20 protein-coding genes are annotated in these 18446 nt (G+C 67.2%); 16 read left to right on the top strand and 4 right to left on the bottom strand.

Translation table 11 applies throughout. From position 1 onward, the window contains the following. Positions 1 to 43: 43 nt before the first annotated feature. The gene (locus FFS08_RS07325; protein WP_171012509.1) at positions 44 to 667 is read right to left on the bottom strand and encodes a glutathione S-transferase family protein; all 624 of its coding nucleotides are present in this window, start codon (positions 665 to 667) and stop codon (positions 44 to 46) included. Positions 668 to 824: 157 nt separating this feature from the next. Beyond that, positions 825 to 1823 carry an NAD(P)H-quinone oxidoreductase gene (locus tag FFS08_RS07320; protein ID WP_249340971.1) on the bottom strand — a complete coding sequence of 333 codons (999 nt, stop codon included), beginning with the start codon at positions 1821 to 1823 and terminating at the stop codon, positions 825 to 827. A 78-nt stretch (positions 1824 to 1901) separates the two neighbouring features. On the opposite strand from FFS08_RS07320, the gene FFS08_RS07315 reads away from it, so the two are divergent. Together FFS08_RS07315 and clpA are read left to right on the top strand one after the other, a co-directional pair. After that, entirely contained in the window at positions 1902 to 2099 is a 198-nt protein-coding gene (locus FFS08_RS07315; RefSeq protein ID WP_137861387.1) for a DUF1192 domain-containing protein, read from the top strand. 140 nt (positions 2100 to 2239) lie between these two features. Continuing rightward, on the top strand, positions 2240 to 4564 hold the full coding sequence (gene clpA, locus FFS08_RS07310; protein ID WP_137861386.1) for an ATP-dependent Clp protease ATP-binding subunit ClpA: 2325 nt from the start codon (positions 2240 to 2242) through the stop codon (positions 4562 to 4564). Between the two features lie 132 nt (positions 4565 to 4696). Here the strand turns inward: clpA and FFS08_RS07305 are convergent, their stop codons facing one another. Beyond that, positions 4697 to 5002: a UrcA family protein gene (locus FFS08_RS07305; RefSeq protein WP_137861385.1), complete on the bottom strand. Its 306-nt coding sequence runs from the start codon at positions 5000 to 5002 to the stop codon at positions 4697 to 4699. A 276-nt stretch (positions 5003 to 5278) separates the two neighbouring features. Here FFS08_RS07305 and FFS08_RS07300 point away from each other — a divergent pair, with 276 nt between their 5' ends. From FFS08_RS07300 to FFS08_RS07280, 5 genes are all read left to right on the top strand, one after another. Next, positions 5279 to 6478: a hypothetical protein gene (locus FFS08_RS07300; RefSeq protein ID WP_249340970.1), complete on the top strand. Its 1200-nt coding sequence runs from the start codon at positions 5279 to 5281 to the stop codon at positions 6476 to 6478. A 100-nt stretch (positions 6479 to 6578) separates the two neighbouring features. Then, complete coding sequence (locus tag FFS08_RS07295) at positions 6579 to 8264, top strand: GGDEF domain-containing protein (RefSeq protein ID WP_137861384.1); 1686 nt, start codon at positions 6579 to 6581, stop codon at positions 8262 to 8264. A 42-nt stretch (positions 8265 to 8306) separates the two neighbouring features. After that, positions 8307 to 8513 carry a hypothetical protein gene (locus tag FFS08_RS07290; RefSeq protein WP_137861383.1) on the top strand — a complete coding sequence of 69 codons (207 nt, stop codon included), beginning with the start codon at positions 8307 to 8309 and terminating at the stop codon, positions 8511 to 8513. 31 nt (positions 8514 to 8544) lie between these two features. Beyond that, complete coding sequence (locus FFS08_RS07285; protein WP_137861382.1) at positions 8545 to 10233, top strand: long-chain-fatty-acid--CoA ligase; 1689 nt, start codon at positions 8545 to 8547, stop codon at positions 10231 to 10233. Continuing rightward, positions 10230 to 10604 carry a plastocyanin/azurin family copper-binding protein gene (locus tag FFS08_RS07280; RefSeq protein ID WP_137861381.1) on the top strand — a complete coding sequence of 125 codons (375 nt, stop codon included), beginning with the start codon at positions 10230 to 10232 and terminating at the stop codon, positions 10602 to 10604. Before FFS08_RS07285 ends, FFS08_RS07280 begins: the two co-directional genes overlap by 4 nt. 4 nt (positions 10605 to 10608) lie before the next feature. On the opposite strand, the gene FFS08_RS07275 is transcribed toward FFS08_RS07280, so the two are convergent. Beyond that, positions 10609 to 11991, bottom strand: coding sequence for an NAD-dependent succinate-semialdehyde dehydrogenase (locus tag FFS08_RS07275; RefSeq protein WP_137861380.1), 1383 nt, complete (start codon positions 11989 to 11991; stop codon positions 10609 to 10611). Positions 11992 to 12104: 113 nt separating this feature from the next. Here FFS08_RS07275 and FFS08_RS07270 point away from each other — a divergent pair, with 113 nt between their 5' ends. The 9 genes from FFS08_RS07270 (at position 12105) to FFS08_RS07230 (ending at position 18401) form a co-directional block, all read left to right on the top strand. After that, positions 12105 to 12350, top strand: coding sequence for an exodeoxyribonuclease VII small subunit (locus FFS08_RS07270; protein ID WP_137861379.1), 246 nt, complete (start codon positions 12105 to 12107; stop codon positions 12348 to 12350). Between the two features lie 8 nt (positions 12351 to 12358). Continuing rightward, positions 12359 to 13258, top strand: a complete 900-nt coding sequence (locus FFS08_RS07265) for a polyprenyl synthetase family protein (protein WP_137861378.1) — start codon at positions 12359 to 12361, stop codon at positions 13256 to 13258. Between the two features lie 37 nt (positions 13259 to 13295). Then, on the top strand, positions 13296 to 13805 hold the full coding sequence (coaD, locus tag FFS08_RS07260) for a pantetheine-phosphate adenylyltransferase (RefSeq protein WP_137861377.1): 510 nt from the start codon (positions 13296 to 13298) through the stop codon (positions 13803 to 13805). A 57-nt stretch (positions 13806 to 13862) separates the two neighbouring features. Continuing rightward, positions 13863 to 14603 (top strand): peptidylprolyl isomerase, encoded by a 741-nt coding sequence (locus tag FFS08_RS07255; RefSeq protein WP_137861376.1) that lies wholly within the window; start codon positions 13863 to 13865, stop codon positions 14601 to 14603. Between the two features lie 27 nt (positions 14604 to 14630). Beyond that, positions 14631 to 15686, top strand: a complete 1056-nt coding sequence (gene queA / locus FFS08_RS07250; protein WP_137861375.1) for a tRNA preQ1(34) S-adenosylmethionine ribosyltransferase-isomerase QueA — start codon at positions 14631 to 14633, stop codon at positions 15684 to 15686. Between the two features lie 118 nt (positions 15687 to 15804). Next, the gene (locus FFS08_RS07245; RefSeq protein ID WP_137861374.1) at positions 15805 to 16332 is read left to right on the top strand and encodes an EF-hand domain-containing protein; all 528 of its coding nucleotides are present in this window, start codon (positions 15805 to 15807) and stop codon (positions 16330 to 16332) included. A gap of 42 nt (positions 16333 to 16374) precedes the next feature. After that, on the top strand, positions 16375 to 17307 hold the full coding sequence (locus FFS08_RS07240) for a cation diffusion facilitator family transporter (protein WP_137861373.1): 933 nt from the start codon (positions 16375 to 16377) through the stop codon (positions 17305 to 17307). Further along, positions 17300 to 17947: an HAD hydrolase-like protein gene (locus FFS08_RS07235; RefSeq protein ID WP_137861372.1), complete on the top strand. Its 648-nt coding sequence runs from the start codon at positions 17300 to 17302 to the stop codon at positions 17945 to 17947. The genes FFS08_RS07240 and FFS08_RS07235 overlap by 8 nt, the downstream gene beginning before the upstream one ends. Before the next feature lie 37 nt (positions 17948 to 17984). Continuing rightward, positions 17985 to 18401: a hypothetical protein gene (locus tag FFS08_RS07230; RefSeq protein WP_137861371.1), complete on the top strand. Its 417-nt coding sequence runs from the start codon at positions 17985 to 17987 to the stop codon at positions 18399 to 18401. The last annotated feature ends 45 nt before the right edge of the window (positions 18402 to 18446 follow it).

The raw sequence follows: 18446 nt of genomic DNA, 5'->3' as shown, positions 1-18446 counted from the left end.
GCATAATCTCATAGCTTCCCCCGACTCGATCGGCTTGCCTGCTTCAAGCGTCCATCGGAATGTACCGCGGCAGCGCCGCCACCCGGTCGAGCCAGGCGCGGACTGCGGGATAGGGCCGGAGGCTGAACCCGCCAGTTTCGGCGACATGCGTATAGGCGTAGAGCGCGATATCGGCGAGCGTGAGCCGGTCGGCCACGAACCAGTCGCGCTTCTCCAGATGCTCGTCCATCAACGCGAGCGCCGCTTCGCCCGCCGCACGCTTCGCCGGAAGCATCGCGCGTTGCCCCTCGCTCAGATTGTCCAGGCCGATCCAGACCTGCCAGAACCGCAGCGTCGCGACATTGGGTTCGTGGTTATATTGTTCCCAGAACAGCCAGCGCAGCATGTCGGCGCGCGCAAACCGGTCGTGCGGAATCAGGTCGCTGCCATCGGCCAGATAGAAGCAGGCGGCATTGCTCTCGGGCAGGAAATCGTCGACGCCGACCTGAAGCACCGGGATACGACCATTGGGATTGACCTCGCCGAGGAACGCCGGCGTGCGCGTCTCCCCTTTCACGATGTCATATTCGCGCCGTTCGAGCGGCAGCCCCAGATGCGCGGCGGTGAGCCGGATCTTGTAGCAATTGCCCGACGCGGCATATTCGTGAAGCACCAGCGCAGCCATCATGTCCTCCCTTGACCGGCCCGCCCCTTCGGACCGGCCGGGACGTGGCGTCCAATAGAATACGCCATGCGAATCACAAGCAGCGCTTATGATCGGATACTGCCCGCGCACTGCTCCACCGGAAGATTCGGTGCGGTTTCAACGCGTCCTGCGGCCCGGCTCAGTCGATCGTCAGCACGATCTTGCCGACATGCCCGCCCGCTTCCATGCGGGCATGCGCCTCGGCTGCCCGGACAAGCGGGAACACCGTGTCGATCACCGGCTTCAGCCTGCCCTCGGCGACGAGCGGCCACACCGTACGGTGCAGTTCGTCGGCAAGAAGCGCCTTGAACTCCGGGGGACGCGGCCGCAGCGTCGACCCGGTCAGCGTCAGCCGCTTGCGCATGATCTCGAAGATCGGGATCGTCGCCTGCATGCCGCCCTGCACGGCGATGGAGACATGGCGCCCCTCCTCCGCCAGGCACTGGAGGTTGCGCGGCACATAGTCGCCGCCGACCATGTCGAGCACGATGTCGACACCCCTGCCCGCCGTGATCTCCATCGCCCGGGCGACGAAATCCTCGGCCTTGTAGTTGATCGCGTGATCGGCGCCGATCCGCCGCGCGGCCGCGCACTTCTCGTCGGATCCGGCGGTGACGATGATCGTCAGCCCGAACAGGTTGGCGAGGTGGATCGCCATCGTGCCGATGCCGCTGGTGCCGCCATGGACGAGGATCCACTCCCCCTCCGTCGCATAGGCACGCTCGAAGACGTTGCTCCAGACAGTGAACAGCGTCTCCGGCATCGCCGCGGCCTCGACCATCGAGAGCGCGGGCGGCACCGGCAGGCACTGGCCCTGCGGCGCCACCGCATATTCGGCATAGGCCCCGCCCGAGATCAGCGCGCAGACGCGCTGGCCCAGAAGCTCGCGCGGCACTTCCTCGCCCACCGCCGCGACGGTGCCGGAAATCTCCATGCCGAGAATCGAGGACGCGCCGGGCGGCGGCGGATACAGCCCCTTGCGCTGCATCACTTCGGGCCGGTTCACGCCCGCCGCGGCGACCTTGACCAGCACCTCGCCCCGCCCCGGCCGCGGCACGGGGCGCGAGACCGGCACGAGAATCTCGGGCCCGCCAGGCGCCTCGGGGTCGATTGCCAGCATCGTTTCCGGAAGACCCATCGGCTCGTCGCTTTCGAACGCAGGTGAAACCGCGGGTCTTATTGACATCGGCCCGGCCCCGGTCAACGCTGGGTCATCATGGACGCCGACGAAAATCTTCCGCGTCGCAAGGACGACCTTGTCGTCCAGCTCGCGAAGCAGGACCTCGATCCCCTTTCGGTTGAGGAGCTTAACGAGCGAATCGCGCTGCTCGAGGCCGAGATTGCGCGAAGTCGAAACAAAATTTCATTTGCCCTTAACCACCGCGCAAGCGCGGACGCTCTATTTAAGAAATGAGCGTGACGGCACCGGAGATGGGGCGAAACGCCAATCCGCTCCGGTGCGGGGCCGCTGCGCTTGATGCCGGGCCCATGCCTCCCGACATAGGGGGAGACAGGGGCCGCGTATCCTTTCCGGCCCACAGGAGTTGTACCTGAATGCCTAGTTTCGCCTCCGCCCTGGAATCGACCCTTCACAAGGCGCTCGAAGCTGCGAGCTCGCGGCGCCACGAATATGCCACGCTGGAGCATCTTCTCCTCGCGCTCGTCGACGACGAGCATGCGAGCAAGGTGATGAGCGCGTGCGGCGTCGACCTGGGCGAGCTCAAGAACACCGTGGCGCACTATCTCGACACCGAGCTCGAGGCGCTCAAGGTCGACCAGGCCACCGATCCGTCGCCGACCAGCGGCTTCCAGCGCGTCGTCCAGCGCGCCATCCTGCACGTCCAGTCCTCGGGCCGCGACGAAGTGACCGGCGCCAACGTGCTCGTCGCCCTGTTCAGCGAGCGCGAGAGCTACGCCGTCTATTTCCTCCAGCAGCAGGACATGAGCCGCCTCGACGCGGTCAGCTACATCTCGCACGGCGTCGGCAAGGGCGGCACCGGCAGCACCGAGGCGACCACGCCCAAGGGTGCCGCCGACGAGGACAAGGCCGCCAAGCAGGAGACCAAATCCGGCAAGGGCGAGAGCGCGCTCAAGCAGTTCACCGTCGATCTCAACGAAAAGGCCAAGGCCGGCAAGGTCGATCCGCTGATCGGCCGCGCCGCCGAAGTGGACCGCACCGTGCAGATCCTCTGCCGCCGCTCGAAGAACAACCCGCTCTATGTGGGCGATCCCGGCGTAGGCAAGACCGCGATCGCGGAAGGCCTGGCACGCAAGATCGTCGAGGGCGAAGTGCCCGAGGTGCTCAAGGAAGCGGTGATCTATTCGCTCGACATGGGCGCGCTGCTCGCCGGCACCCGGTATCGCGGCGATTTCGAGGAGCGGCTGAAGCAAGTCGTCACCGAGCTGGAGAAGCTGCCCCACGCGGTGCTGTTCATCGACGAGATCCATACGGTGATCGGCGCCGGGGCCACCAGCGGCGGCGCGATGGACGCGTCGAACCTGCTCAAGCCCGCACTCTCCGGGGGCTCGATCCGCTGCATCGGCTCGACCACCTACAAGGAATTCCGCAACCATTTCGAGAAGGACCGGGCGCTGCTCCGGCGCTTCCAGAAGATCGACGTGAACGAACCGACCGTGGAGGACACGATCAAGATCCTCGCCGGGCTGCGCACCGCGTTCGAAGAGCATCACCACGTCAAGTACACCCCCGACGCGATCAAGTCGGCAGTGGAGCTGAGCGCGCGCTACATCAACGACCGCAAGCTGCCCGACAAGGCGATCGACGTGATCGACGAAGTCGGCGCGATGCAGATGCTGGTGCCGCCGTCCAAGCGCAAGAAGACGATCACGCCCAAGGAAATCGAGGCCGTGATCGCCACCATGGCGCGCATCCCGCCAAAGAGCGTGTCGACCGACGACACCAAGACGCTGGCGAACCTGGAGACCGACCTGAAGCGAGTCGTGTTCGGCCAGGACAAGGCGATCGAGGTGCTGTCGTCCGCGATCAAGCTGAGCCGCGCGGGCCTGCGCGATCCGGACAAGCCGATCGGCAACTATCTCTTCTCGGGCCCGACCGGCGTCGGCAAGACCGAAGTGGCGAAGCAGCTCGCCGAACTGCTCGGCATTCCGCTCCAGCGGTTCGACATGTCGGAATATATGGAGCGCCACTCGGTGAGCCGCCTGATCGGCGCGCCTCCGGGCTATGTGGGCTATGACCAGGGCGGCCTGCTCACCGACGCGGTCGACCAGCAGCCGCACTCGGTGCTCCTGCTCGACGAGATCGAGAAAGCGCATCCGGACCTGTTCAACATCCTCCTCCAGGTGATGGACAACGGCAAGCTGACCGACCACCACGGCAAGACGGTCGACTTCCGCAACGTGATCCTGATCATGACCACCAATGCCGGCGCATCGGACATGACCAGGGAGTCGATCGGCTTCGGCGAGATCAGTCGCGACGACGTGCAGGAAGAGGCGGTGAAGAAGCTCTTCACGCCGGAATTCCGCAATCGCCTGGATGCGATCGTGCCGTTCGATTACCTGCCCACCGCGGTGGTCAGCCGGGTGGTGGACAAGTTCATCCTCCAGCTCGAGCTGCAGCTGGCGGATCGCGGCGTCCACATCCAGCTCGACGAACCGGCCAAGGCATGGCTCACCGAGAAAGGCTATGACAAGCTGTACGGCGCCCGCCCGATGAGCCGTCTGATCCAGGAGAAGATCAAGCAGCCGCTGGCCGAGGAGTTGCTGTTCGGCAAGCTCGTCCATGGCGGCGAGGTGAACGTGAAGCTGAAGGACGGCGTGCTGAACTTCCAGATCACGCCGGCCGCGCCCAAGCCGAAGAAGGGCAAGAGGGCCGAAGCCGCCAAGGCGTCCAAATAGGCGCTTGGGCCCTTGAAGGACGATGCGGGCCGGGAGGCAACTCCCGGCCCGCTTTCTTTGCCAGGCCCTGCGGCGGACCCATTCTGGTGTCGCGGGCCTGTGTTCGCGCCCGATGACGCGGGCGCCGAAGGATCAGCGATTGCGGCTCGCGACTTCGGCGCCGCGATTGGCGAGCGCGATGGCGCGGTCGACCTGCGGGCGCGCGGCCTCGACCGCGATCTTGTGGCAGGCGCGGACGGCACGGCTGGGCAGTATCGAGCCGGGAACGCGATCGTCGCCACAGGCACGGGCGGCGGCGTGGTTCACGCGACGATGCAGCGCCGCCCGGCCGGTGGCAGTGGCGAGCTCGCCGGACCGGTATGAAACCTTCACGCTGTTCTGGGCAAACGCCGGCACGGCCGGAACCGCGAGCGCGGCGGCGATGAGAAGGATCTTCATGATATGCTCCTGCGCGAGATGGTGCTTCTACCCGCTCCTCGCAGCCGATCTATCGCCGGCCCGGGCGCGCCCTAGTTGCGCGATGCGTCAGCCGCATGATCGGACGATTACGTCGCGCAGTCTTTGATGTGACGATTGCGATGGGCCAGGCGCTTCGCCTTCGCCGATGGCACATGCGTTATACATAGACAACACACTCGTCGCGTCTTCGTGTCGACGCCGCGGGGAGCGCTTGCGTTTCGGGTCGCGGCCATGGGCTTTCCAGGGAGAATCCGAATGCAATCGATGAAATGGAGAATTGTGGGCGCCGGCACGGCGCTGACGGGTACGCTCGCCGCCGGCCTGGTTGCTGCGCAGACGGGCAACGATACCGCGCCCGAAGCGCGCTACGTGATGGATGTCGGCACCACCGCCGGCATGATGGGCCAGGGCGACAACCGCGAGATGACGCTGCGGCTCGGTTCGCGCCTGCCCGCCGCCGGCGGGGCGCCCAGGGCCGATCATTTCCTGCCGGAGGGCATGCGGATGGGCGCATCGGTGCCGCTCGTCTCGCCCGAACCCGCCAGGCCGGGCACGCGCGACGACGAAGACAAATATGCCTATGACAAGTTCGCGCGGCCCAAGGGGCGGCTGCTGATCTATTGGGGCTGCGGCGCGCATGCCGGGCCGGGCCAGCCGATGGTGATCGACTTCGCCAAGCTCGGCAAGGGCCAGACCCCGCCCGAACTGTTCAGCGCGCGCATCCCGGCCGAAGCGGTGCCGCGGCCGGGAACCAGCCGCACCTATGGCGACTGGCCGAACGGCAAGACCAACGCGAAGGTACGGAGCAACTCCTCGCTGATCGGCCAGCACCGGATCGCCGGCAACTACAGCCCCGAGATCGGCTTCGCGCTGACCCAGGACTTCATGGCTGCGCCACGCGTGAAGTCCGGCCAGGCCCCCGACGGATCGGTACCGCTCACCTGGGCGGCGGTGCCCGCCGCTACGGGCTATTATGCCTGGGCGATGGGCTCGGCCGGCGCGAGCACGGACGACATGGTCTGGTGGGCGTCTTCTGCCACCCGCCAGTTCGGCGGCGACCTGTGGGGCTGGCTCTCGCCGGCCACGGTGAGCCGGCTGGTCGGGCAGAAAGTGGTGATGCCGCCGAGCCAGGCGAGCTGCACCATTCCCGCCGAGGTGAAGAAGGCCACGGGCGAGGTGCTGATGGGCTTCCTCTACGCCTATGGCCCGGAAGCGAATTTCGCCTTCCCCGAAAGACCCGGCGACCCGAAGCGCGCCTGGCGCCCGAAATGGACCGCCAAGGTCCGCTACCGCGCGCTCGGCAATTTCATGGCCGGCATGCCAGACATGGGCGAGGCGATGCGCGGCCAGATGCCCGAACGCGGGGAAGGACGGCCCGAGCAGAAACCCAAGCCCTGCAAGCCCAAGATCAGCGGGCTGCTGAAGCGCGCCGCGGGCCTCGGCGACGGTTGCTGAGCCCCTGGCGGGCGATAAGTGGCTGAACGGCCTCATAAAGACGACCCGGTACGGATGTATCTTTACGGGTTGTTTGTCATGTCGGGCGTAGATGTGCGCCATGCTGGCGTTGCGTTTCCTGCGGCTGTCCGTCCTTGTCGGCGCGTTGATCGCGCTGCTGGGCATGGTTGCGCCCGCGCGGGCGCAGGCCAATGCGGGGCGCGGGCTCGACATCTGCGTGCTGCGCGACACCGGCGGGATGAACCCGGCCGAGCTGATCCGTCACCCCGAACGCTTCGATTGCAGGACACCGCAATACCGGCTCGGTCCGGGCGATTTCTGGGTGATCTCGCGGGACATCGACCAGCGCTCGCGCGCGCACAATCCGCTCTCGGTACGCTTCGCCAGCCTGTGGCAGCAGGGCCTGGCGCTGCACACGCTCTATTCCGATGGCCGGATGGCGACGCAGCGCACGGACGCCCGCGGCATCACGCGCTGGATCCAGCTCGGCGCGATCGCCGAGATTCCGCTCGAGCAGCGGGAGGCGGAGGTCGTCCGCCTGCTCTGGCACATCGAGGGATCGGCGAACATGCGCGGCGTCGTGCTGGGGCCGCGGCTGGTGACCGGCACGGAGAGCCAGCAGGCGAACATTTCGCTCACTGCGCTCTATGCCGGCTTTGGCGGGCTCTGCCTGGCGCTGCTCGTCTATAATCTCGCATTATGGGGCGCGCTGCGTCACCGGTTCCAGCTCTTCTACTGCGTGATGGCACTGGGGCTGCTCGGCTATGTCTTCTCCTCGTCGGGCGCGCTGGCCTGGGCCTTTCCCGACATCGCCAACAATGATCGACTGCGGCTCAACTATCTCCTGCTCGGCTTCACCGGGGCGAGCGCTCTGGTCTTCGCCCGCAGCTTCTTCGAGGAGCAGGTGTTCGCCGGCTGGCTCGGCCGCTTCGTCTATGTGGTGGCCGGGGCGCTGCTCGGCGTGGGGCTGCTCGTCTTCTGCTTCGCCCCGCTCAACGTCCAGCTCGTCGATGCAGCCTTCAGCACCGTGTTCCTGATGCTGGGTGCGGCGGTGGCGCCCACGCTGTGGCGCGCCTGGCGCGTGCGCTCCAACTATCTGTGGCTGTTCGCGATCGGCTGGGGCGCGCCCATCCTCACTTCGCTGATGCGGACGCTCGCCAATTTCCACGTCCTCCGCTGGAGCTTCTGGCTCGACAATTCGACCTTGCTCTCCATGGCGCTGGAGGCGCTGATGTCGAGCCTGGCCATCGCCTATCGCATCAAGCTGCTGCGCGACGAGCGCGACGACGCGATCGCCAGCGAAGTGATGGCGCGCCGCCTGGCCGACACCGATCCGCTCACCGGCCTGCTCAACCGCCGCGCCTTCCTCGCCCAGGCGATCGGCCGGCCGGGCGAGCAGCAGCTGCTCATCGCCGACATCGATCACTTCAAGCGCGTCAACGAGACGCTGGGGCATGACGGCGGCGACGAGGTGCTGCGCCTGCTCGCCCGCACGCTCCGCCACAGCGCGCCCCTCGGCGCCCTGGTCGCGCGTCTGGGCGGGGAGGAGTTCGCGATCCTGGCCCCCGCCGATGCAGGCGTGGAACCCGAACAGTTGCTCGCCAGGCTGCGAACCACACGCATGCCCTTCGACCTCAAGGTCACCGCCAGCATCGGCGCCTGCACCGGGCCACTGACCAGCGACATCGACTGGAAGACGCTCTATCGCGGCGCCGACATCGCACTGTTCGAGGCCAAGTCCGCCGGGCGCGACCGTGCCCGCTCGGCGCATCGCGAGGCGGCCTGATCCGCTTGCCGGGCCGCGCCGCGGGGCGTATGGCCCTTTACCATGTCGGGACGAGCCAGAAGGATAGCCTTCGGGGCGCTAGCTGCGCTTGCGCTGCTTGCCTTTGCATCGCCCCACCGGCGCGCCGACATCGCCATCCAGATGCAGCGCGTCGACGATCTCTCGCCGCAGCGTCTCGAAGCCGTGCTGGACATCGGCATCTTCGCCGTCTCGGTGCTCATCACCTGGAGCAAGCGGCTTACGACTTGACCCCCGGAGAGGCTTGCTTACACCTGTGTCAATGACCGACCCCGAACAGATCTGGCGCACCAGCTATCGTCACCCGGGCGCATGGGACACCCACTTCCCGCCCCAATCCATGGTCGATCTGTTCGAGGGCAGCGCCCGCGCGCATCCCGACGCGCCGCTGCTCGATTTCATGGGGCGGCGCTACAGCTATGGCGAGACGCTGGACGGCGCCAACCGCGTCGCCTGCGGCCTGCAGGCGCTGGGCTATGGCCCGGGCGATCGGATCGGGCTCTTCCTGCCCAACGTGCCGCATTATGTCGCGGCCTATTACGGCATTCTCAAGCTCGGCGCGACGGTGGTCAATTTCTCGCCGCTCTACACGGTCGAGGAACTGAGCCACCAGGTCGAGGATTCGGGCACCAAGGTGCTCTTCACCATCTCGGCCTCGGCGCTGCTGCCCACTGCGCTCAAGGTGCTCGAGCAGAGCGCGCTCGAGCGGCTGGTGGTCGGATCGGTGGCCGGGGCGCTGCCCGCAGCCAAATCCTTCTTCTATCGCCTGTTCAAGCGCGCGGAAGTGACCGAGCGGCCGCAGGACGAGCGCGTCCTCGCCTTTTCCCGGCTGATCGCGAACGACGGCATCTGCACCGTACCCAGGATCGATCCCGAAAAGGATCTGGCGCTGATCCAATATACCGGCGGCACCACCGGCACCCCCAAGGGCGCGATGCTGACCCACCAGAATCTGTCGGCCAATGCCCGCCAGGTCGCGCGGCTCGATCCCGAGATGGGCGTGGCCAAGGACACGGTGCTTGCCGTCCTCCCGTTCTTCCACGTCTTCGCCAATACCTGCGTGCTCAACCGCACCGTGGTGACCGGCGGCGAGATCGTGATGCTGCCGCGCTTCAACGCCAAGCAGGCGCTGGCCGAGCTGCGCCGCACCCAGCCGCGCGCACTGCCCGGCGTGCCGACCATGTACCAGGCGCTGCTCGACGCACCGGGCATGAAGCCCGAAGACTTCAAGTCGCTGCGCTTCTGCATCTCGGGCGGCGCCCCCCTGCCCGCCCAGCTCAAGGAGGAATGGGAGCGCGTGACCGGCGCGCGGGTGATCGAGGGCTATGGTCTGTCCGAAAGCTCCGGCGTGGTCTCGACCAATCCCTATCAGGGTCTCAACAAGCCCGGCACGATCGGCCAGCCGATCCAGGGCACCCGCGTCCGCCTGGTCGACAAGGAAGACCCGAGCCGCCCGCCGCCGGCGGGCGAACCCGGCGAGATCGTCGTCTCCGGCCCGCAGATCATGAAGGGCTATTGGAACCGCCCCGATGCCGATGCCGAGGTCTTCGTTGACGGGCATTGGCTGCGCACCGGCGATGTCGGCGTGATCGACGAAGACGGCTATGTCCGCATCGTCGACCGGCTGAAGGACATGATCGCGGTCGGCGGCTTCAAGGTGTTCCCGAGCCAGATCGAGGCGGTGCTCTATCAGCATCCGGCCGTGAAGGAAGCGTTGGTGATCGGCCTGCCCGACGCCTATCACGGCGAGATGCCGCATGCCTATGCGACGCTCAACGAGGACGCCCCGCCGGTGGACGGCGCCGCGCTCGCCCAGTGGCTCAACGCCCGCATCGGCAAGCACGAGCGCGTCGCAGAAGTGGTGGTGCGCGCCAGCCTGCCCAAGACGATGATCGGCAAGCTCAGCCGCAAGGACCTGATCAACGAGATCATGGCGGAGCGCCAGGGATGAGGACGCTGCTGCCCGTGCTGGCGCTCGCGCTCACGGCCGCAGCTCCTCCCTCAGCACCCGAGCAGCGGATCGACGTCGCCCTCTCCAACTTCAAGTTCACGCCGTCGACGATCCTGCTGGTCCATGGGCAAAGCTATGTGCTGCACCTGACCAGCAGCGGCGGGCACAGCTTCGCGGCGAAGGACTTCTTCGCGGCGGCGGCGATGCCCGCGGCGGACCGGGCGAAGATCCGGGACGGCAAGGTGGAGCTCGATAGCGACACGACCGTCGACCTCCACTTCACCGCGCCCGGGGCCGGCACTTATCCGATCAAGTGCACCCACCTGCTCCATGCGAGCTTCGGGATGACGGGGAAGTTCGTAGTGAACTAAGGGTTCAATCGCCGGCCTTCGCGTCCTTCCCGAACATCACCGCCTTCAGGTTCATGAACTCGTGCATGCCCCACGGCCCGAGCTCGCGGCCATGGCCCGAGAGCTTCACTCCGCCGAACGGCGCCTCGGGCGTGGATGCGAGCAGCGAGTTCACTGCGGTCATGCCCGACTGGATGTCGCGGGCGAAGCGCTCGATCTCGGCATCGTCCGCGGTCCACACCGAAGAGCCGAGGCCATAGGGCACGTCGTTGGCCAGCGCGATCGCCGCATCGATGTCGCCGACCTTGTAGACCGCCGCGACAGGCCCGAATATCTCTTCCTTGGCAACCTCGCTCTCGGGATCGAGATCGGTGAGCACGCCCGGCGTCATCCAGGCGCCTTCGCGCTCGATCTTCTCCGCGCCGAGACGCAGCGTCGCGCCCGCCGCCTTCGCGCGCTCCACCTGATCGAGCACCGTGTCGCGCTGAGCAATGCTGGAGAGCGGCCCCATGCCCGTGCCCTGCTCCATCGGATCGCCGATCTTCACTGCCTTCATGCCCGCCTCGAACCGGTCGAGGAACGCGTCGTACACATCGGCATGGACGATCATCCGCTTGGCGCAGATGCAGCTCTGCCCGGCATTCTGGATGCGCGCGGTCACCGCCGTTCTGGCCGCGAGATCGAGATCGGCCGAAGGCATCACGATCAGCGGATCCGATCCGCCCAGCTCGAGCACCACTTTCTTGAGCGCCCGTCCGGCGGCCTGCGCCACCTGCGCGCCCGCGCCTTCGCTGCCGGTGAGCGTCACCGCCCCTACCCGCCGGTCGGCGATGATCGCCGAGACCTTGTCGGACTTTACGGCCAGGTTCTGGAACAGCCCGTCCGGCGCGCCCGCCGCGCTCGCCATCTGCTGGATCAGCACCGCGCAGCCCTGCACGTTCGACGCGTGCTTCAGCAGCCCGACATTGCCCGCCATGATCGTCGGCGCGAGGAAGCGGACGACCTGCCAATAAGGGAAGTTCCACGGCATCACCGCCAGCACCGGCCCCATCGGCAGCCAGCGCGCGACGGCATGGCCGCTCGCCGTCTGCACCGTGACCGGCTCCAGATAGGCGGCGCCGTTCTTCGCATAATGGCGGAAGCCGCTGATGCATTTCTCCACTTCGGCCACCGCGCTGGCGAGCGTCTTGCCCATCTCCCGCGTCGCGGTCTCGGCGAGATGCTGCTTGTTCGCTTCCCACGCATCGGCGATCGCCAGGAGCAGGGCGGCACGCTTCTCCAGCGGCGAATCGCGCCAGGAGCGGAACGCCGCCTCGGCGCGGGCGAGCGCCGTCTCGACCCCGTCCGCATCGAGCTCTTGCCAAGTATCGATCGTCTCTCCGGTGGCGGGATTGATGCTGGTCAACATGCGCGTCTCCTAGGGCTGGGCCGGGATAACGCGGAGCTAGGTAGCAAGGTGCCCGGTTGCAATCGCGCCATGGCAGGTTGCCTTCGCACCCCGGCCCGGCGCATAGCGGATGCATGGCAGAAGAAGCGGACGTCGCTGCGCTCTCGTTCGAGGAAGCGCTGAAGGAACTGGAGCGCATCGTCGCGCGACTGGAGAGCGGCGAGGCGCAGCTCCAGGAGGCGATCGACCTGTACGAGCGCGGCGATCGGCTGCGCCGGCAATGCGCCGCGCGGCTCGATGCCGCCCAGGCGCGCATCGAGGCGATCCGCACCGACGCCGAGGGTCGCGCCGCCGGCACCACACCCTTCGCCGCCGGCTGAACCCGGCGATGGCGCACGCTTCTCTCGCGCTGCAGGCGGCGCTCAGGCAGGTCTCGGCGGAGATGGACCGCCAGTTCGACCTGTTGCTGGCAATCCCGTCCGATCCGCGCGAGGGGCTGTACCGGGCGATGCGCCATGCTGCGATCGGCGGCGGCAAGCGGCTGCGGCCGCTGCTGGTCTCCGCCACCGCGCAGCTTTTCGGCGTCGACCGCACCTGCATCGCCCGCACCGCGCTCGCGCTCGAATGCATTCATGTCTATTCGCTGATCCATGACGATCTGCCGGCGATGGACGACGACGACATGCGCCGCGGCAAGCCGACCGTGCACAAGGCGTTCGATGAGGCGACCGCGGTGCTGGCCGGCGACTGCCTGCACGCGCTCGCCTTCGAAGTGATCGCCGACGAGCGCACGCACGCGGATCCCTTCGTCCGCATCGAGCTTTCGGGCACGCTCGCCCTCGCCGCGGGACCTGCCGGCATGGCGGGTGGGCAGATGATGGACCTGGAGGCCGAGAAGGCGAGCTTCGACCTGGCCACCGTAACGCGCCTGCAGGCGATGAAGACCGGCGCGCTGATTGGCTGCGCGGTGGAGAGCGGCGCGATCCTGGGCCGAGTGCCGCACGAGGGCCGCACCGGCCTGCGCGGCTATGCCCGCGACGTCGGCCTCGCCTTCCAGATCGCCGACGACATCCTCGATGCCGAAGGCGACGAAGCGCTGGTCGGCAAGAAACTGCACAAGGACGGCGCGGCGGGCAAGGAGACGTTTCTCTCGCTGCTCGGCATGGACCGCGCGCGGGAACAGGCACGGATGCTCGTCGACCAGGCGATCGCCCATCTGAAACCCTATGGCCCCGAGGCCGATCTGCTGCGCGACATCGCGCGCTACACGCTGGAACGCGACCGGTGACTTATTCTTGCCGTCATCGCGACGGAGGAAAGGACCTATGACTACTCGCACCGGCGTCTATCCCGGCACCTTCGATCCGATCACGCTCGGCCATATGGACATCATCCGGCGCGGCGCGAAGCTGGTCGACCGGCTGGTGATCGGCGTGACCACCAATCCCTCCAAGAATCCCATGTTCACCGTCGAAGAGCGGATGGAGATGGTGAAGCGCGAGGTGGAGGGGATTGCGGGCGAGATCCATGTCGTCAGCTTCGATTCGCTGCTGATGGACTTTGCCGAGCGCGAAGGCGCCAGCATGATCGTGCGCGGCCTGCGCGCCGTCGCCGACTTCGAATATGAGTATCAGATGGCCGGCATGAACCAGCAGCTGAACGACCGGATCGAGACGGTCTTCCTGATGGCCGATGTCTCGCTCCAGCCGATCGCCAGCCGGCTGGTCAAGGAAATCGCGCTCTATGGCGGCGATATCCGCAAGTTCGTCTCGCCCGCGGTCGATGCCGAGATGACCGCGCGCGTCGCCGCGATCGGCCGCAAAGGGAGTGGTTGAGGCCGCGCGATTGGTCTAGACCGTCGATCGAGGGTGTATATCCGAGTGGGGAATTTGATGCGTTTGTTTGCCGCACTGGCCGCTTCGGCCTTGATGATGTTTGCCACGCCCGCGTTCGCCCAGGGCGGCGGCAAGGCCGCCAAGCCGGCCGCCGAGCCGCTCAAGGGCGTGAGCGCAGAAGATGTGAACAGCGTCCATCCGGCGGTGGTCCCCGCCGATCCGGCCGAGACCTGGGTTCTCGACCTGTCGACCGGCGGCCGCGTGCTGATCCGGCTGCGCCCCGACGCCGCGCCCAAGATGGTCGAGCGGATCAAGACGCTCACGCGCCGCCATTTCTATGACGGGCTGACTTTCCACCGCGTGGTCGACGATCCTTATTACATGGCGCAGGGCGGCGATCCCAAAGGCGATGGGACGGGCGATTCCGACCTGCCCAACGTGCCGGCCGAGTTCAACAACCTGCCGCATGTGCGCGGCACCGTCGCCGCCGCCCGCCGCGGCGCGCCCGAGCACGCCACGCCCGCGCAGAAGACCGATGCCGAGAACAGCGCGAACAGCCAGTTCTACATCATGATGGCGCCCAAGCTCGCCTTCGATCACGACTATACCGTGTTCGGCCGCGTCGTCGCCGGCATGGAGTGGGTCGACAAGATCGAGCGCGGCGAACCGCCGGCCAATCCGACCAAGATCGTCCACGCCTATATCCAGTCCGACAATCCGCCGCCCTATGCCAACCTGCCGGCCGATGCTCCCAAGGCATTGCCGCCGGGCGAGGTGAAGGCGACGCTGCCGAAATAACGAGCGCCGGTCCCGGCAAGTGCAGACGTGAACGTAGACCTTTTCGATTTCGAGCTTCCGAACGACCGGATCGCGCTGCGCCCCGCGGCACCGCGCGATTCGGCGCGCCTGCTGGTACTGGACGGCGCCGGGACCCGCGATCTCCGCATGACCGATCTGCCGGGCCAGCTGCGCGCCGGCGATTGCCTGGTGTTCAACGATACCCGCGTGATCCCCGCCCAGCTCGAGGGCATGCGGGGGGGCCGGGAGGACGACGTGCCGAGCGCGTCGGGGGCGAAGATCGGGGCCACGCTCCACAAGCGCGAAGGGCCGCGCCGCTGGCGCGCCTTCATCCGCAACGCCAAGCGGCTGCGCGATGGCGACACGATCGATTTCGGCCAGGGCGTCGCCGCAACCGCCGGCGACCGCGCCGCGGACGGCAGCTTCGCGCTCGACTTTGCCGGCGACGAGCCGGTCGAGCTGCTGCTGGCCCGCTGCGGCCGCATGCCGCTGCCACCGTACATCGCTTCCAAGCGCCCTACCGACGCCCGCGATGCCGACGACTATCAGACAATGTTCGCCAGCGAGCCCGGCGCGGTAGCGGCCCCGACGGCGGCGCTGCACTTCACACCGGGATTGCTGGCGGCGCTCGATGCGGCCGGCGTGGGCCATAGCATGCTGACGCTCCATGTCGGCGCCGGCACCTTCCTGCCGGTCAAGGCCGAGGATACGGCGGACCACCGGATGCACGCCGAATGGGGCCGCATCGACCAGGCCACCGCCGACCGCCTGAACGCGGTCCGCGCCGGCGGCGGTCGGGTGATCGCAGTGGGCACCACGAGCCTGCGCCTGATCGAGAGCGCCGCCGGCGACGACCGCGTGATCCGCCCCTTCGAGGGAGACACTGCGATCTTCATCACCCCGGGCTATCGCTTCCGGGGCGTGGACGGCCTGGTGACCAACTTCCACCTGCCGCGCTCGACGCTGTTCATGCTGGTGTCAGCGCTGATGGGGCTCGACCGGATGCAGGGCGCCTATGCCCATGCGATCGCGGAGAAGTATCGCTTCTATTCCTATGGGGACGCCAGCCTGTTGCTGCCTTGAACGGCACGGCCGTCGCGGGTGCCGGCCAGGGCGATGGCACAATGCCCCACCTTCGCCATAGATTGCAGCTTGGGTGCCGGCGCGGCACTGTTCCTCGTCGCGAATCGGAAGGATCCTCATGCGCCTGTTGCTCGTCCTCGCGGCCCTGATCGCGACTCCCGCCTTCGCGCAGGAACGGGTGCGCATTCCCTCGCCCGAGGGGAATGGCGGCGCCCCCATCGGCACGAGCACACCCCAGCAGCCGGCCTTCACCGTGATCGTCGAGCCGGTGGCGATGATGATCGCCGCGTTCGACGCAGACGGCGACGGCAAGGTGACTCGCGCCGAATTCGATGCAGGGCTCAAGCACAGCTTCGACGCAGTCGACACACGGCACCAGGGCTGGCTGGGCTATATCGCCTATTCGGACTGGCAAGAGCGCTGGATGGGCGATCGCAACACCGTGCCCAGCCCCTTCGAAGTGGATCGCGACGGCGACAACAAGGTGACCTTCGCCGAACTCGCGGAGCGCTTCGATCTGCTGTTCAAGCGCTTCGATGCGGACAAGAACGGCGTGCTCGAACGCAAGGAGCTCGTCACCATCCGCCCGCAGGCCACGCCGGGCCCCGACATGGGCCGAGGCAAGAAGCGCCGCGGCCGGAATTGATGTCCTAGCATCACATGCCGCGACCCGGCTAAGAGCGGAACGATGGCCGCGCATCACGACCATAACCACAGCCACCACGGCCATAGTCACGCGCCCGCGGACTTCGGGCGCGCCTTCGCCATCGGCACCGCACTCAACCTCGGCTTCGTCCTCATCGAAGGCGCGGCCGGCTTCCTCACCCATTCGATGGCCCTGCTGGCGGACGCCGGGCACAATCTTTCCGACGTCCTCGGGCTGCTGATCGCCTGGGGCGGCGCCGAGCTCGCCAAGCGGCCGGCTTCGCCGCGCTTCACCTATGGCCTGCGCGGCTCCTCGATTCTCGCCGCGCTCGCGAACGCAGTGCTGCTGTTCGTGGCGGTGGGCGCGATCCTGCTCGAGGCGATCCAGCGCCTTTCGGAGCCGCGCGACATCCCCGGCCTGACTGTGATGCTCGTCGCGGGCGCCGGCATCGTCGTCAACCTGTCCACCGCCCTGCTCTTCGCCCGCGGGCGCAAGGGCGACGTCAACATCCGGGGCGCCTATCTCCACATGGCCGCCGACGCGGCGGTCTCGGCGGGAGTCGTCGTCGGGGCCGCGCTGATGCTGTTCACCGGCGCGGAATGGATCGATCCGGTGGTCAGCCTGCTGATCGTCGTCGTGATCCTGTGGAGCACCTGGGGCCTGTTCACCGAATCGCTGACCATGGCGCTGCAGGCGGTGCCCAAGGGGATCGATTCGGCGGCGGTGGAGGCGGCGCTGGCGGACCTGCCCGGCGTCCGCCGCGTCCACGACCTCCACATCTGGCCGATGAGCACGACCGAGGCGGCCCTGACCGCGCATCTGGTGATGCCGGAGGGCCATCCGGGCGATGCATTCCTGATCGCGCTGCAACATCGGCTGGCGCACGACTTCAGGATCGATCATACGACCGTCCAGATCGAATTGGGGGACGGGGCGGAATGTCGGATGCATGGGAATGGACACGCGCATGACTGACGCGTCGCCCATCCGCCTGGTGATCTTCGATTTCGACGGCACGCTCTCCGACAGCGGCGACTGGTTCCTTTCCGTCGTCGACGAGCTGGCGCGCAGATTCCGCTTCCGCACCGTCCAGCCGGACGAAGTGGACATGCTGCGCAACAAGAGCTCGCGCGACGTGATCGAGTTCCTGGGCATCTCCAGGTGGAAGCTGCCGCTGATCGCACGCCATGTGCGCCGGCTGGTCGGCCGCAACGCGCACCAGATCGAGCTGTTTCCGGGCACGCCCGACCTGCTCGAGCAGATCGCCGCCAACGGCGTGAAGATCGCGCTGGTCACCTCCAACGCCGAGGCCAATGTCCGCAAGATCCTGGGCCCCGAACATGCCGCGCGAATCGACTTCTTCGCCTGCGGCTCCTCGCTGTTCGGCAAGGCGCCCAAATTCCGCCGGGTGCTCAAGAAGATGGGCGTGAAGCCGCATGAGGTGCTGGCGGTGGGCGACGAGACCCGCGACATCGATGCCGCGCGCGAAGTGGGCATGCGCGCCGGATCGGTGCTGTGGGGCTATGCCGCGGAAGAATTGCTGATCGCGATGCGGCCCGACGTGCTGTTCCGCACGCCGCAGGACATCATCGAGCACGTCGCCGCCCATCGCTGACGGGCGGCACCAGGTCGAGGCAAGGGAGGGGGAGAGCATGCGACCGCAATCGATCGTCCTTTTCGAGCGAATCACCTTCGCCGCCTTTTTCGCGGGCCTGCTCAACGGCGCGCTCAACTGGGGCGCGTTGCTCGATCGCACGGCGAACATAAGCGCGCACCCCGCGATTCTGCTCGTCCTGTCATTGGCCCTGGGCTTCTTGGTGACCGCCTCCCTTACGCTGTGGGTTTCGCGGCGGCGGAGCAAGGTGGCGATGTGGATCGGCATCGCCTTGTTCGCGTTCGGCCTGCCCCTCACGGTCATGCCCTTCCTCAACGGCACGGCGATCGGCTCGCCGGTGGTCCCGGCGCTGGCGGCCCTGGCCCAGATCTACGCCTATTGCTTGCTGTTCACGCCCAGCGCGGCTCGCTGGATGGGCCATGAGCCGGAAATCTCTCCCGAAATCTTCCGCTGATCCCCGTCGTCGTTGAACTCGCGGCTTCCGTCTGTAGAGTGACGG

The organism is Sphingomonas sp. 1F27F7B (assembly GCF_005503355.1).
In the GTDB taxonomy this organism is placed as follows: domain Bacteria; phylum Pseudomonadota; class Alphaproteobacteria; order Sphingomonadales; family Sphingomonadaceae; genus Sphingomonas.
The sequence above is the reverse complement of the archived record's forward strand: the minus strand, read 5'-3'. Positions and strand labels throughout refer to the sequence as shown.